The sequence below is a fragment of the Thermophilibacter sp. genome (genome assembly GCF_966187215.1).
In genome coordinates this window covers 1-12,912 of sequence record NZ_CBIFYV010000028.1, presented here as the reverse complement: position 1 = coordinate 12,912, position 12,912 = coordinate 1, and the positions used below count along the sequence as shown (strand labels likewise).

The window sequence follows — 12,912 nt, the reverse complement described above, 5'->3', positions numbered from 1 at the left end:
GATGAGCGAGCCGCTGACCGAGGAGCTGCTTGACGAGCTGCTCTCCACGTCGAGCATCGACGACTATCTCGCGGCGCGCGAGCCCGGCAACCGCACGCTCGCCGAGTACCTTCAGCAGCTGCTCGACGAGAAGGGCCTCGAGCGCTCGCGCGTGGTGCGCATGGCCAACCTCAACGACACGTTCGGCTATCAGATCTTCACCGGCGCGCGCAACCCGAGCCGCGACAAGGTGCTGCAGATCGCCTTCGCGATGGCGCTCACCCTGCGCGAGACCAACCGCGCGCTCACCGCGGCCGGCGTCTCCGAGCTCTACTGCAAGGACCGGCGCGACGCGATCATCATCTTCTGCATCGATCGCGGCTGCTCGCTCCAGAAGGTCAACGAGGAGCTCTACCGCTTCGGCGAGCGGACCATCTGCTAGGGATGCGGCGGGGATGAGGCCCCGGGCGGGCGGCGTCGGTGCGGCGCCGTCCGCCCGCTCTGTTAGGATGGCCCCATGGATACCGATGACGAGCTCTCGCGCTACCTCGACGCGCTGCGCCGCGATGACTGCTACCGCGTGGACGCGGTCTACAAGCAGGGTCGCCTCGAGCGCACGGAGCGCGTCTTCTTCGTGGGGTCCAACGGTTCCGAGCTGGGGCCCCTTGTGCGCAAGGTCATCCGGGCTGACTCCGGGCTGGGCGCGGCCTACGAGCTGGTGCTCGCGGCCCAGCGTCGCGGCGTGCGGCTGGCGCACCTCCCGCGGTTGGTGGAGTGCCACCGCCGCGACGACGACCTCGTGGTGGTCATGGAGCACGTCCCCGGCGAGACGCTCGACGCCGTTGTGGGGCGCGCCGCGGGCGCCGGCGCGCGGCTCGAGCTCACGGCCCGCGTGTTCCCGGACCTCTGCGACGCGGTGAGCGAGCTCCACGAGCGCCTCGGCGCCCCCATCGTCCACCGCGACCTCAAGCCGAGCAACGTCATGGTCTCGGAGGGCGGCGTCACCCTCATCGACCTGGGCATCGCTCGCACCTGGCGCGAGGGGGCCGAGCAGGACACCACGCACTTCGGCACGCGCGCCTACGCGCCGCCCGAGCAGTTCGGCTTCGGTCAGACGAGCGTCCAGAGCGACGTCTACGCGCTCGGGATGGTGCTGCTGTTCTGCCTCACGGGTCGGGAGCCGTTGGCGCGCGACCGCGAGGCCGGGTTCGCGGACGCGGGCCTGCCGGACGCGCTGCGCGCCGTGGTCGTCCGCGCGACGGAGCTCGACCCCGCTCAGCGCTACGCCTCGGCCCGCGAGCTGCGAGACGCGTTCGCCGCGGCGCTGGGCGCGGGGGCCGAGAAGAGCGCGGGGGCCGAGAGGGGCGTGCCGCCCGTCCCGCTCGCGTCCCCGGCACCCGACCCCGAGCCGCCGACGTTCGAGCCCGAGCACCGGGGCCCCTCCGCCCTCGGCGTACGGCTCGCCCGCGTGCCCGGCTGGATAGGAGCGCTCTGGGACGTGGCCGTCCTGGGCGTGACGGCGGTGCTCGTGGTCGGCTGCGTGATGGCGGTCGTGGAGCCCTCGCCGTCCAACGCCTCCTGGCCCACGTGGTATCTCGTCGTCACCTACGTCGTCCTCATGGTGCCGCTCTTCCTGATAGTCGGCTACTTGCTGCTCGACCGGCGACCCCTGCGCCGCGAGATCCCCGCGCTGGCCCGTCTCACCGTGGGTCGCGAGACCCGCGCGGGTCTTCTCGCCATCGGGGCCATCCTCGCGGTGTGGGCTCTGATCTCGGTGGCGGCTCAGCCGGCGTAACGGTTACCGCAGCGCGCGGATCTCGGCCTCGAGCACGGCGACGTCGCCGGTGAAGTGGAACGCGCGCATGCCGGCGACGCGCGCGCCCTCGCAGTTGTCGGCGTTGTCGTCCACGAACAGGCACGTGGCGGGGTCGAGGTAGTAGCGACGACACAGCAGCTCGTAGATGGCCGGGTCGGGCTTCATCAGCCGCTCCATGCCCGAGACCAGGTAGCCGTCCAGGTATGACATCGCCGGCATGTGGTTGAGCTGCTCCATGATGCGCGTGGACGCGTTGGAGAGCAGGTAGAGGCCGTAGCCCTCGCGCTTGAGCCGGATGGCGAGCTCGTTGGTGGCCTCGAGGGGAGCGGAGTGCTCCGGCCAGTGCGCGATGCAGTCGGCGAGGTTGGGGTGCAGGCGCTCGGGCAGGTGGGCGCGGGCGTAGCGGGCCATGGTCTCGTGGCTGATGGTGCCGGAGTCCAGCAGCGTCCAGAGCGGCGAGCCAAAGAGCGCGGCGTTGAGGGCCGCGGCGTCCTCGGGCGTGTCCGTGAACTGAGCCGAGAAGTACGGTCCGTCGAAGTTCATGAGCACGCCGCCCATGTCAAAGACGACGTTGGTGACGGGCGTGTCCATGGTGGCCTCCTTGCCTCGGCGATATCGGCAGCATAGCACGGCCGGCCAGCCGCCGCGCGGGCGCCATCTTGCGTCCTGCGATGGCCGCTTACCTCCGGTTGCGTACACTTCTTCGGGTTACGTATACAGTTGCAATCCTGATTTCTTCCCACAAAGCGAGAAGCCCCAGCTCATAGGCCCGTCCCCACATATATCAAAAGTTGAATAGTGTACGTACCCGCTGCGTGTGTACGTATCCGTTAGGCAACGAGAACTTGGTTCTCCTGCCTGAACTGCTCATAGTGCAGAGCGAGAAGATCCTCATTGGGGGCGAGTTCGGGCGACGAGGTTGCCCGCAGCCGTTGATGATTGAGGTGTGCATAATCGGTGCCCGCAAGGCGCCCGCTGAGCCTGACGGCGTGAGTGTCCGGCTCAACTGATATGAGATACGCGTCATAGAGAAGGTGCAAATCGGCCCGCAGAAGGATGCCGTTCTGAACAATCTGCGACTTGCGCCCTCGATACGGATTGATGTGCGCGGCCTGCAAGACGGCACTGACGTCGGTTCCTGAGATTGCGCAGGCTCCGCCGTATGCACTGAGCAGCGCGTCGCGGAAGCGGCTCTGCTGCTCGCGTCTGACCTGCTGAACGGTCACGATGCGTCTCTCGTCGGAACCGTCATACTCAATCATGACCTGCTGGTCGTCGGTTGAGAGCTCATCAAATCCCTGAGCCAGGAACGCTCCGGAGGACTCGGTCGCAAGCGAGACGGGTCCGTGTAAGGTGAACATGCGCGTGACGCTGTTGTACCGTTCGATGAAGGCGAGGCCCAGAACACGGTAGCCCCCCGCTTCGCGGACCATGACGCCAACGGGCACTCCGTCGTCGAGGCAGTTCATGAGGGCGACGTTGTAGCCTTGGCTCAGATCGGACCCCTGGTGGGCGGCGTAGTCGAAGATCCAGGTCCCGTCAGCGAGGTGGATGGGCCTCCTGTCGTCGTAGCGTCCGCCGCCACTCGAATGGACCGAGAGGGCGTACCTTCTCCCACCGTCGTAGGTGACGTGCGCCGTTCCGGGAACATAGATGCCCGAGTCCCTGCTCAACGGGATGGGCGTTCGTGGCTTGCGCTCCATGCGGTGAGGGAGACGAGAGATCTTCTCGCCCGCGTTTGCGATGAACCACTCGTAGCAGGGGACAAACTGTGCCGGCACGAGCTTCTCGGCACGGGCAAGCGAGGGGAGAAGCACGGGGCACTCATGGACGAATTGGGTTGGCATGCTCCTCCTCTCCGCGGATGGATCGATTATACGGCTGATGGATGCTCGACCGCATGGCGTCCCGTCCCCGTGATACACTGGCCCCACGCTCCGACGAGAGGAAAAACCATGGCTGACGTGCTCTTTGTTGAGTATCCCAAGTGCAGCACCTGCAAGCGGGCCAAGGCGTGGCTGGACGCGCACGGCGTCTCGTACACGGACCGCCACATCGTTGAGGACAACCCCACGGCCGCCGAGCTGGCCACCTGGCAGGAGCGCTCCGGGCTGCCCGTCCGCCGCTTCTTCAACACGAGCGGCCGGCTCTACCGCGAGCGCAACATCAAGGCGCAGCTCGACGCCGGCCTGTCCGACGCGGACGCGTTCGCGTTGCTCGCCGAGGACGGCATGCTCGTCAAGCGCCCGATCGTGGTAGGCGAGGACTTCGTGCTTGTGGGCTTCCGCGAGCCGGAGTGGGAGGCCGCGCTGTGCTGACGACCCGCGAGTTCTGTGCCGAGAACATGACGCTCGTGCCCGCCGCGGTGGCCGCCGGGGCGGCGCGCGTGGAGCTCTGCGACAACCTCGCCGTGGGCGGCACCACGCCCAGCTACGGGGTCATCCGTGCGGCGGTGGCGCACGCGCGCAAGACGGGCACCAAGGTCATGTGCATGGTGCGGCCGCGCGGCGGCGACTTCGAGTACACCGCTGCCGAGGCGGCTATGATGTGCGACGACCTGCTCATGGCCAAGCGCCTGGGCGTGGACGGCGTGGTCTTCGGCTGCCTGAGGGACGGTCGGCTGGATCGCGAGCTCACCGCCGAGCTCGTCCGGCTGGCCCACGATCCCTCGGCCGAGGCGCCGCATGGCGTGGCCGTGACCTTCCACATGGCCTTTGATGCGCTCGCGCCCACCGACCAGCTCGAGGCCATCGACTGGCTGGCCGACCAGGGCGTCGAGCGCATCCTCACCCACGGGGGTCCCGCCGGCACGCCCGTCGCGGACAACCTCGGGCGCCTGCGCGCGTACGTAGAGCGCGCCGCGGGGCGTCTCACCATCCTGCCCGGCGGCGGCATCACCTGGGAGAACGCGGAGGACGTGGCCGCGGCGCTCGACGTGGCCGAGGTGCACGGCACCAAGATCGTGCGGGTGGCGTAGGTGCCGCGCCCGCGTCGCCAGACGGGCTTCGCTCAGGTCACGCCCAACCTGGGGGAGCACCTGGATCGCGAGGACCTTCTCGCCGCGCTGCGCGCGCCGGACGCCCGCGTGGAGAACACGACCCTCAGCGGCCTCGAGCTCGCGGAGGTCTCGGCCGACGGCACGGGCTTCTCGAACGTGGCCTTTCGCGGCTGCACGTTCGAGTGGGTGGACCTCAGCGGCTGCACGTTTTCCGACGTGCTGTTCTCGGGCTGCCGGTTCGTGCGCTGCGAGATGGGGCGCTCGTGGCTCAACCATGTGGACTTCCACTCGTGCTCGGCGCCGGGTCTGAGCTTTGCCAAGGGGCGGTTCACCGGCGTGTCGTTTGAGGACTGCCAGCTCAGCTACGTCGACCTCTCGGAGGCCACGGTCGACCGCCTGGCTGCGAGCGAGACGAACCTCATGGAGGCGACCCTGCACCAGACGCGCCTGCGCCACGTGTCGCTGGACCGCTGCGACCTCACGCGCGCGACGTTCTTCCGTACGAGCCTCGAGGGAATCGACCTCTCGTCATGCGAGATCGCGGGCATCCGCGTCTCGAGTGACCTGCGCGAGCTGCGCGGCGCCATCATTGACGAGGGCCAGGCCGCGGAGCTCATAGGGCTTCTTGGTGTCCGCATCAAGGAGGATGAGTGACGGCCGACGCAAGCGATAATGCGCCTGCGCGACCGCGGTCAAAGGGGCCGGCCCGTTTTGTCTGTAGTTTATCGGGGCGCGTCCAACTACAGACAAAAAATCGCTCGCAAACGCGCTGGTAGAAAAAATGGCACCCCTCGGGTGATACTTGAGGGGTGCCGCATAAACTACAGACAAAATGAAATCCGGGCGCGGAACGTCCCAGCGGCCTAGCTCAGCGGCGCCATCTGCGCGGGGAGGTCGCCCACGAGCGGGCGCATGTAGGCCATGAGCTCGTCGCCCACGCCCATGCCGTCCGCGGAGATCCACTCGCTGGGGACGTTGCGCACCTGGTTGGCGACAGACGCCACGTCGACCAGGGCCGTCCGCACCTCGTAGGGGCTGTCCGAGACGCGCTCGAGGGCGCACATCTTGCCGGTCTCGCCGGCAAACGCGACCTCGACGGCGGCGTGCCCGAGGTCGTAGGCCTCGTCGAGGTCGACCCGGCTCGCCGCGTAGCTCGCGCAACGCTGGAGGGTGGAGAGCTCGATGGCGCGGGTCTTGCAGCCCAGCCGCTGCTTGGTGAGGGCGGCGAGGTAGCGGCTCGCGCCCGAGAGCGCGGCGAGGTGGCCGAACTCGTCCACGCCCGCCTGCGAGGACGCTCGCTCGCAGATCAGCGCGCCGTCCGGCGTGCGCACGCCCTCGCTCACGGCCACCATGACGGTGTTCTTGCGCTCGCAGATCCCGGCGATGCGCTCGACGAGCACGTCCTCGTCGAGGGGCACCTCGGGGAGCAGCACCAGGTCGGGCGTCGCGAGGGCGAGCGCGCTCGAGGCGGTGAGCCAGCCGGCGTCGCGCCCCATGATCTCGACGAACGAGATGCTCTTGAGGTTGTAGACGTCCGCGTCGTAGGCAAGCTCGTTCATCGTGGTGGCCACGAAGCGCGCCGCGCTGCCGTAGCCGGGCGTGTGGTCGGTGCCCACGAGGTCGTTGTCGATGGTCTTGGGCACGCCGATGAAGCGGATGTCGCTGCCCACGGAGCTGCCGTAGGCGGCGAGCTTGGCGATGGTGTCCATGGAGTCGTTGCCGCCGATGTAGAGCACGGCGGTGGCGCCCACCTCGTCGAAGCGCTCGAAGAGCCGCTCAAAGACCTCGGTGTCGCGCGTGGGGTCGGGGAGCTTGTAGCGGCAGCTGCCCAGCCAGCTGGCGGGCGTCTGGCGCAGCAGGTCGATGTCGACCCTGCTCATGAACGCCTCGTCCAGGCGCACGTGGCAGCCGTCGAGAAACCCCTGGATGCCGTAGCGCATGCCCTCGACGCGCGCGCCCTCGAAGATGCCCGCGGCGATCACGCCCGCGAGGCTCGAGTTGATGGCGGCGGTGGGTCCGCCCGACTGCCCGACCAGCACGCACTTCTCGACTGCCATGACGCTCCCTTCACGTGGACCTGCGTGCAAGGATAACGCACGCGACGAGAAAAGCGCCCCGGACCCTGGGGCCCGGGGCGCGAGCGGCGACCGGCGGACGGGCGCCTGCTACGCGAGGTTGTAGAAGGCCGCGCGGCCGAGGTACTCGGCGGAGTCGCCGAGCGCGTCCTCGATGCGCAGGAGCTGGTTGTACTTGGCCACGCGGTCGGTGCGCGCCGGGGCGCCGGTCTTGATCTGGCCGGCGTTGGTGGCCACGGCGAGGTCGGCGATCGTGGTGTCCTCGGTCTCGCCGGAGCGGTGGCTCACCACGGCGGCGTAGCCCGCGCGCTTGGCGGTCTCGATGGCGTCGAGGGTCTCGGTGAGCGTGCCGATCTGGTTGACCTTGATGAGGATGGCGTTGGCGGCGCCGAGCTCGATGCCGCGGCGCAGGCGCGCCGTGTTGGTGACAAAGAGGTCGTCGCCCACGAGCTGGACCTTCTTGCCCAGGCGCTCGGTGAGCTTGACCCAGCCGTCCCAGTCCTCCTCGGCCAGGCCGTCCTCGATGGAGACGATCGGGTACTTCTCCACGAGCTCGGCCCAGTAGTCCACCATCTCGTCCGACGTGAGGGTGCGGCCCTCGCCCTTGAGCTCGTACCTGCCGGTCTCGCGGTTGTAGCACTCGGAGGTGGCGGGGTCCATCGCGAACATGAAGTCCTCGCCCGGCTTGAAGCCCGCGGCCTCCACGGCCTCCATCAGGTAGACGAACGGCTCGGCGTTGGTCTTGAGGTCGGGCGCGAAGCCGCCCTCGTCGCCGACGCCGGTGGAGAGGCCGGCGGCCTTGAGGGTGTCCTTGAGCGTGTGGTAGACCTGCGCGCACCACCGAAGGCCGGTCGCGAAGTCGGGCGCGCCCACGGGCATGATCATGAACTCCTGGAAGTCCAAGTTGTTGTCGGCGTGCACGCCGCCGTTCAGGATGTTCATCATCGGGACGGGCAGGGTGTGCGCGTTGGGGCCGCCGAGGTAGGCGTAGAGCGGCAGGCCGGCGGAGGCCGCGGCGGCGCGGGCGATGGCCAGCGAGCAGCCCAGGATTGCATTGGCGCCCAGGCGGCCCTTGTTGGGCGTGCCGTCGGCGGCGATCATGGCCTCGTCGGCGCCGCGCTGGTCGGTGGCCTCGCGGCCCACGAGCACGGCGGCGAGCTCGTCGTTGACGTGGGCGACGGCCTTGAGGACGCCCTTGCCCAGGTAGCGGTCCTTCTCGCCGTCGCGCAGCTCGACGGCCTCGAACTCGCCGGTCGAGGCGCCGGACGGGACGATGGCGCGTCCGACCGAGCCGTCCTCGAGCGTGACCTCCACCTCGACGGTGGGGTTGCCGCGGGAGTCGAGGACCTCGCGGCCGTGAACCTTGGTGATCTTGCTCATGGCATGCCTTTCTGTTTGATAAGGCTAACTTTGCATGATTGTAGTATACCCAACCTAACTTTTGTCATGCGCGGCGGACCGGGCGGCATGGCGAGCGGCGAGAAGCCCGCGCGCCCGCGGCGACGTGGCCCGACGCGAGCGACGCGCATGCTATCCTCGTCTCAACAACGGACGCGGCTGGTCGTAGGGGGCGCCCGCCGCCATCGACGGGGAGGTACCCATGGGAGCGTTCTTCGGCGCCGTCTCGCACCGCGACGTGGCACTCGACGTGTTCTTTGGCGTGGACTACCACTCGCACCTCGGCACGCGGCGCGCCGGCATGGTCACGTGCCGCGCGGGCGGCGGCTTCAACCGCCAGATCCACTCGATCGAGAACACGCCGTTCCGCACCAAGTTCGAGCACGACCTGCCCAGCCTCGGCGGCACCTGCGGCATGGGCTGCATCTCCGACAACGACCCGCAGCCGCTGCTCGTCCGCTCCCACCTGGGCGTCTACGCGATCTCAACGGTGGGCGCGGTGGCCAACCTCGACGCGCTCGTGGCGCGCTTCGAGGGCGAGGGGCACCAGTTCATGGCCATGGGCTCCGGCGCGGTCAATGTCAACGAGCTCGTGGCGGCGCTCATCAACACCCAGGACAATCTCGTCGACGGCATCCGCTACGCGCAGGACTCGATCGAGGGCTCGCTCACGCTGCTCATCATGACCGAGGCCGGCGAGCTCATCGCCGCGCGCGACGCCCGCGGCCGCCTGCCCGTGCTCATCGGTCGCGACGACGACGGCTACTGCGTGACCTTTGAGTCCTTTGCGTACGGCAAGCTCGGTTACGTGGACGAGCACGAGCTCGGCCCCGCCGAGATCGTACGGATCACCGCGGACGGCTACGAGACGCTCTCCCCGGCGCGCGACGAGATGCGCATCTGCGCGTTCCTCTGGGTCTACTACGGCTATCCCAACTCCACCTACGAGGGCGTCAACGTGGAGGTCATGCGCTATCGCAACGGCGCGATCATGGCCCGCGCCGAGCGTGCCGCCGGGCTTCTCCCCGAGGTGGACTACGTGGCCGGCATGCCCGACAGCGGCCTGCCGCACGGAATCGGCTACGCCACGGAGTCGGGCGTGCCGCTCGCGCGCCCCTTCGTCAAATACACGCCCACCTGGCCGCGCTCGTTCATGCCCGCCAACCAGGAGGTCCGCAATCGCGTGGCCAAGATGAAGCAGATCCCGGTGCCCGAGCTCATCCGCGACAAGCGCCTGCTGCTCGTGGACGACTCCATCGTCCGCGGCACCCAGATGCGCGAGACGATCGACTTCTTGCGCGACACCGGCGCCGCCGAGGTGCACATGCGTTCTGCGTGCCCGCCGATCATGTTTGGCTGCAAGTTCCTGTCGTTCTCGCGCAGTCGCTCGGAGTACGAGCTCATCGCGCGGCGCAAGGTCCGCGAGCTCGAGGGCGACGAGGGCGAGAGGCACCTCGACGAGTACGCCGACGGCCGCTCCGAGCGCGGGCGGTGCCTGCTGCGCTCGATCTGCGAGGAGATGGGCTTCGACTCGCTGGAGTACCAGAGCCTCGACGGCATGCTCGAGGCCATCGGCATCGACCGGAGCAAGGTCTGCACCTACTGCTGGAGCGGACGGGACTAGCGCGCATGTGGAAAAGTGTGGAAAAGGGACTGTCCCTTTTCCACATGCTGGAGGAGGCCATATGGGTCATGTGCTGGTCGCGCTCGGCGTGGTGTCGCTTGTCTATGGGGTCGCTATGGCGGCGCTGTACCCGGCGGGCGGCTTCTTCGTGGTCTGGCTGGCGCTGGGCGCGGCGCTCGCGGCCGCGGGCCTCGTGGAGCGCGTGCGGACGGTGGTGTGCGTCGTCTGCGCTATGGGGCTTCTCGCCGCGTGCGCGATGGGCGCGCGGGTGTGGTCCGCGACCTCGGTGACGCCGCCCGCGGGTCTCGACTACCTGGTGGTGCTGGGCGCTCACGTCAGGTCGGACGGCTCCCCGAGCGAGGCGCTGACGTTTCGGCTTGACGCGGCGCTGGCGTACCTGCGCGACAACCCCGGGACCGTCTGCGTGGTCTCGGGCGGGCAGGGACCCGACGAGGTCCGTCCCGAGGCGGACGTGATGGCGGACTACCTGCTCGAGCATGGCGTGGACGAGGCGCGCGTGCTCCGCGAGGACCGCTCGACCAGTACGGAGGAGAACATCCGCTACTCCGCCGAGCTTCTCGCCGCGCATGGTGACGCTGACGCGATGGTCGGCGTGGTGACCAGCGACTTCCACCTCTATCGGGCGCTGCGCATCGCGCAAAGGGGCGGGCTGCCCGGCGCGTACGGCCTGGCAGCCCGCTCGAACCCGCTCTATCTGCCACACGCCCTCCTGCGCGAGTGCTGCGCCGTCGCGCTGGGCGAGCTCGCCGGGAGCCTCTAGGCGCGCGCGGCCGCCTCGGCGTCCAGGGTCTCGCGGACGGCGAGGATGAACTCGCGCGTCCCCAGCGTGACGGGGTCGGGGAGGGTCGTGATGCGCGCGAGGTCGCCGGTCATGCGGCCGGACTCGATCGTGTGGAGCGTGGCGGCCTCCAGGCGGTCGGCGAAGTCCACGAGCTCGGGCGTTCCGTCCAGCTCGCCGCGCTTGCGCAGCGCGCCGGTCCACGCGAAGATCGTGGCTACCGAGTTGGTAGAGGTGGGCTCGCCCCTCAGGTGCTTGTAGTAGTGACGCTGGACGGTGCCGTGCGCGGCCTCGTACTCGAAGTAGCCGTGCGGGCTCACGAGCACGGAGGTCATCATGGCCAGGCTGCCGAAGGCCGAGCTCAGCATGTCGCTCATGACGTCGCCGTCGTAGTTCTTGCAGGCCCAGATGAAGCCGCCCTCCGACTTCACGACGCGGGCCACGGCGTCGTCGATGAGGGTGTAGAAGTACTCGATGCCCGCCGTCTCGAAGCGCGCCCGGTACTCGGCCTCAAAGAGGTCGGCGAAGATGTCCTTGAAGCGATGGTCGTAGGTCTTGGAGATCGTGTCCTTGGTGGCGAACCAGAGGTCCTGGCTCGTGGACAGCGCGTACTCGAAGCAGCTGCGCGCGAAGCTCTCGATGGAGGCGTCGAGGTTGTGCTGGCCCTGGACCACGCCGGGGCCGTCGAAGACGTGGACGAGCTCGCGGCGCTCGGTGCCGTCGGCGGCGGTGTAGACCAGCTCGACCTTGCCGGGGCCGTCGACGCGCATCTCGGCGTTCTTGTAGACGTCGCCGTAGGCGTGGCGCGCGATCGTGATGGGGCGCTTCCAGGTGGTGACCGTGGGCTCGATGCCCCTGACCACGATGGGGGCGCGGAAGACGGTGCCGTCGAGCAGGGCGCGGATGGTGCCGTTGGGGCTCTTCCACATCTGCTTGAGATCGTACTCCTCCACGCGTGCGGCGTTGGGGGTGATGGTGGCGCACTTCACGGCCACGCCGAGGCGCTTGGTGGCCTCGGCGGAGTCCACCGTGACCTGGTCGTCGGTGGCGTCGCGGTTCTCGAGGCCGAGGTCGTAGTACTCGGTCTTGAGATCCACGTACGGGCAGATGAGCTCGTCCTTGATGATCTGCCAGATGACGCGCGTCATCTCGTCGCCGTCCATCTCGACGAGCGGGGTCTTCATCTCGATCTTGGCCATGCGTGCCTCCCGGGTCGCGTTGGTGAGCGGCACGAATGTAGCACGGCCGCGCGCGGCGCCCGGCGGGCGACGGCGGCTTGAGACGCGCTTGTTACGGGACGCGCGCGGGATTGTGCCACGCCGCCGTGGGGGCGACGCGCGCAGTAGTGCCGTTCGTTACACAAAATCGGAAGTCCGCGTGCAATAGCGCCGTTCCTTACACAGGATTTTTTTGAAAAAGGTGAATACGGATTAAAAGTTGATATATGCCAACTGCGGTTTTCTGCACTGGGGGTCCGCACGGATGTCTGCGGACCCCCAAAACCCTGTGTAAGAAACGGCTCTATTGCGCTGCGAGGGGCTAATTTGTGTAACGAGAGGGCGTATTGCACATCCAGGGGCCTATGGCTGGCGCGGGCGCAGCCAGGAGGGCTGCTCGGAGCCGAGCGCGCGGGCGCAGACGTAGGCGTCCTCGAGGGCGAGCTCGGCCACGCGCGCGTAGGCCCCGTTGACGAGGTCGAGCGCCAGGGCGCGGCCGCCCGCGGGGACGAGCAGGCGCGCCGCGCGGGCGACGGGGTCATAGGCGGCCGTGGAGAGCCGGGGGCTGCGCGCGAGCGCGTCGGTGCCGGGCACGTCAGGGGCGGGGAGCGTCGGGTCAAACAGCCGCAACGCCGGGGGCGCGTTGAGGCCGGCGGGCTTGCCCGGGCCATCGGTGACGAAGCCCTCGAGCTTCCACGGGATGTCGCTCGGCCGCGCCGCGAGGCGGGCGTGGACGGGCAGGCCGTCGGCGGTGAGCAGACCCGTGTCGAAGTCGGCGGACGAGCCATCGTTGGAGACTCGGAGCAGCTCCTGCGAGCTGACGCGGTCGAAGGTCATCGTCAGGTAGCCGCGCAGGATGTCGCGTCCCGGCCCCCAGTCCTCGGGGGCGGCCAGCGCGGCGAGGCGTTCGAGCGCCTCCTCCCAGGAGCCGAGGGCGATCGTCTGGGTGAGCGGTCGACCCGAGGTCAGGGAGCCCCCCCCCCCACCGCTAGTGAGGTGAGGGGCA

At 68.8% G+C, this 12,912-nt stretch carries 13 protein-coding genes; 7 read left to right on the top strand and 6 right to left on the bottom strand.

Translation table 11 applies throughout. From position 1 onward, the window contains the following. Position 1: 1 nt before the first annotated feature. Positions 2-421, top strand: coding sequence for an XRE family transcriptional regulator (locus tag ACWTSU_RS02680; RefSeq protein WP_455138335.1), 420 nt, complete (start codon positions 2-4; stop codon positions 419-421). 75 nt (positions 422-496) lie between these two features. Next, positions 497-1,774: a serine/threonine-protein kinase gene (locus ACWTSU_RS02675; protein WP_455138334.1), complete on the top strand. Its 1,278-nt coding sequence runs from the start codon at positions 497-499 to the stop codon at positions 1,772-1,774. A gap of 3 nt (positions 1,775-1,777) precedes the next feature. On the opposite strand, the gene ACWTSU_RS02670 is transcribed toward ACWTSU_RS02675, so the two are convergent. Then, the gene (locus tag ACWTSU_RS02670; RefSeq protein ID WP_455138333.1) at positions 1,778-2,386 is read right to left on the bottom strand and encodes an HAD family hydrolase; all 609 of its coding nucleotides are present in this window, start codon (positions 2,384-2,386) and stop codon (positions 1,778-1,780) included. A gap of 239 nt (positions 2,387-2,625) precedes the next feature. Further along, positions 2,626-3,642 (bottom strand): HNH endonuclease, encoded by a 1,017-nt coding sequence (locus ACWTSU_RS02665; RefSeq protein WP_455138332.1) that lies wholly within the window; start codon positions 3,640-3,642, stop codon positions 2,626-2,628. Positions 3,643-3,750: 108 nt separating this feature from the next. Here ACWTSU_RS02665 and ACWTSU_RS02660 point away from each other — a divergent pair, with 108 nt between their 5' ends. From ACWTSU_RS02660 to ACWTSU_RS02650, 3 genes are read left to right on the top strand one after another with little or no spacing between them, the layout of a single operon-like run. Next, positions 3,751-4,113 (top strand): arsenate reductase family protein, encoded by a 363-nt coding sequence (locus tag ACWTSU_RS02660; protein ID WP_455137301.1) that lies wholly within the window; start codon positions 3,751-3,753, stop codon positions 4,111-4,113. Then, on the top strand, positions 4,107-4,772 hold the full coding sequence (locus tag ACWTSU_RS02655; protein WP_455138331.1) for a copper homeostasis protein CutC: 666 nt from the start codon (positions 4,107-4,109) through the stop codon (positions 4,770-4,772). The genes ACWTSU_RS02660 and ACWTSU_RS02655 overlap by 7 nt, the downstream gene beginning before the upstream one ends. Continuing rightward, entirely contained in the window at positions 4,773-5,447 is a 675-nt protein-coding gene (locus tag ACWTSU_RS02650) for a pentapeptide repeat-containing protein (protein WP_455138330.1), read from the top strand. Between the two features lie 209 nt (positions 5,448-5,656). Here ACWTSU_RS02650 and ACWTSU_RS02645 read toward each other — a convergent pair whose 3' ends face one another. After that, entirely contained in the window at positions 5,657-6,850 is a 1,194-nt protein-coding gene (locus tag ACWTSU_RS02645) for a diphosphate--fructose-6-phosphate 1-phosphotransferase (RefSeq protein ID WP_455138329.1), read from the bottom strand. 108 nt (positions 6,851-6,958) lie between these two features. Beyond that, complete coding sequence (gene eno / locus ACWTSU_RS02640; RefSeq protein ID WP_455138328.1) at positions 6,959-8,248, bottom strand: phosphopyruvate hydratase; 1,290 nt, start codon at positions 8,246-8,248, stop codon at positions 6,959-6,961. Positions 8,249-8,468: 220 nt separating this feature from the next. Between eno and ACWTSU_RS02635 the strand changes: the two genes are divergently transcribed. Together ACWTSU_RS02635 and ACWTSU_RS02630 are read left to right on the top strand one after the other, a co-directional pair. After that, the gene (locus tag ACWTSU_RS02635; RefSeq protein WP_455138327.1) at positions 8,469-9,890 is read left to right on the top strand and encodes an amidophosphoribosyltransferase; all 1,422 of its coding nucleotides are present in this window, start codon (positions 8,469-8,471) and stop codon (positions 9,888-9,890) included. A 61-nt stretch (positions 9,891-9,951) separates the two neighbouring features. Further along, positions 9,952-10,671 carry a YdcF family protein gene (locus ACWTSU_RS02630; protein ID WP_455138326.1) on the top strand — a complete coding sequence of 240 codons (720 nt, stop codon included), beginning with the start codon at positions 9,952-9,954 and terminating at the stop codon, positions 10,669-10,671. Here the strand turns inward: ACWTSU_RS02630 and ACWTSU_RS02625 are convergent. Together ACWTSU_RS02625 and ACWTSU_RS02620 are read right to left on the bottom strand one after the other, a co-directional pair. After that, entirely contained in the window at positions 10,668-11,888 is a 1,221-nt protein-coding gene (locus ACWTSU_RS02625; RefSeq protein WP_455138325.1) for an NADP-dependent isocitrate dehydrogenase, read from the bottom strand. The two genes, ACWTSU_RS02630 and ACWTSU_RS02625, sit on opposite strands and share 4 nt — an antisense overlap. A gap of 381 nt (positions 11,889-12,269) precedes the next feature. Further along, positions 12,270-12,912 (bottom strand): DUF3825 domain-containing protein (locus ACWTSU_RS02620; RefSeq protein WP_455138324.1); only part of this gene is annotated, 643 nt, incomplete at its 5' end.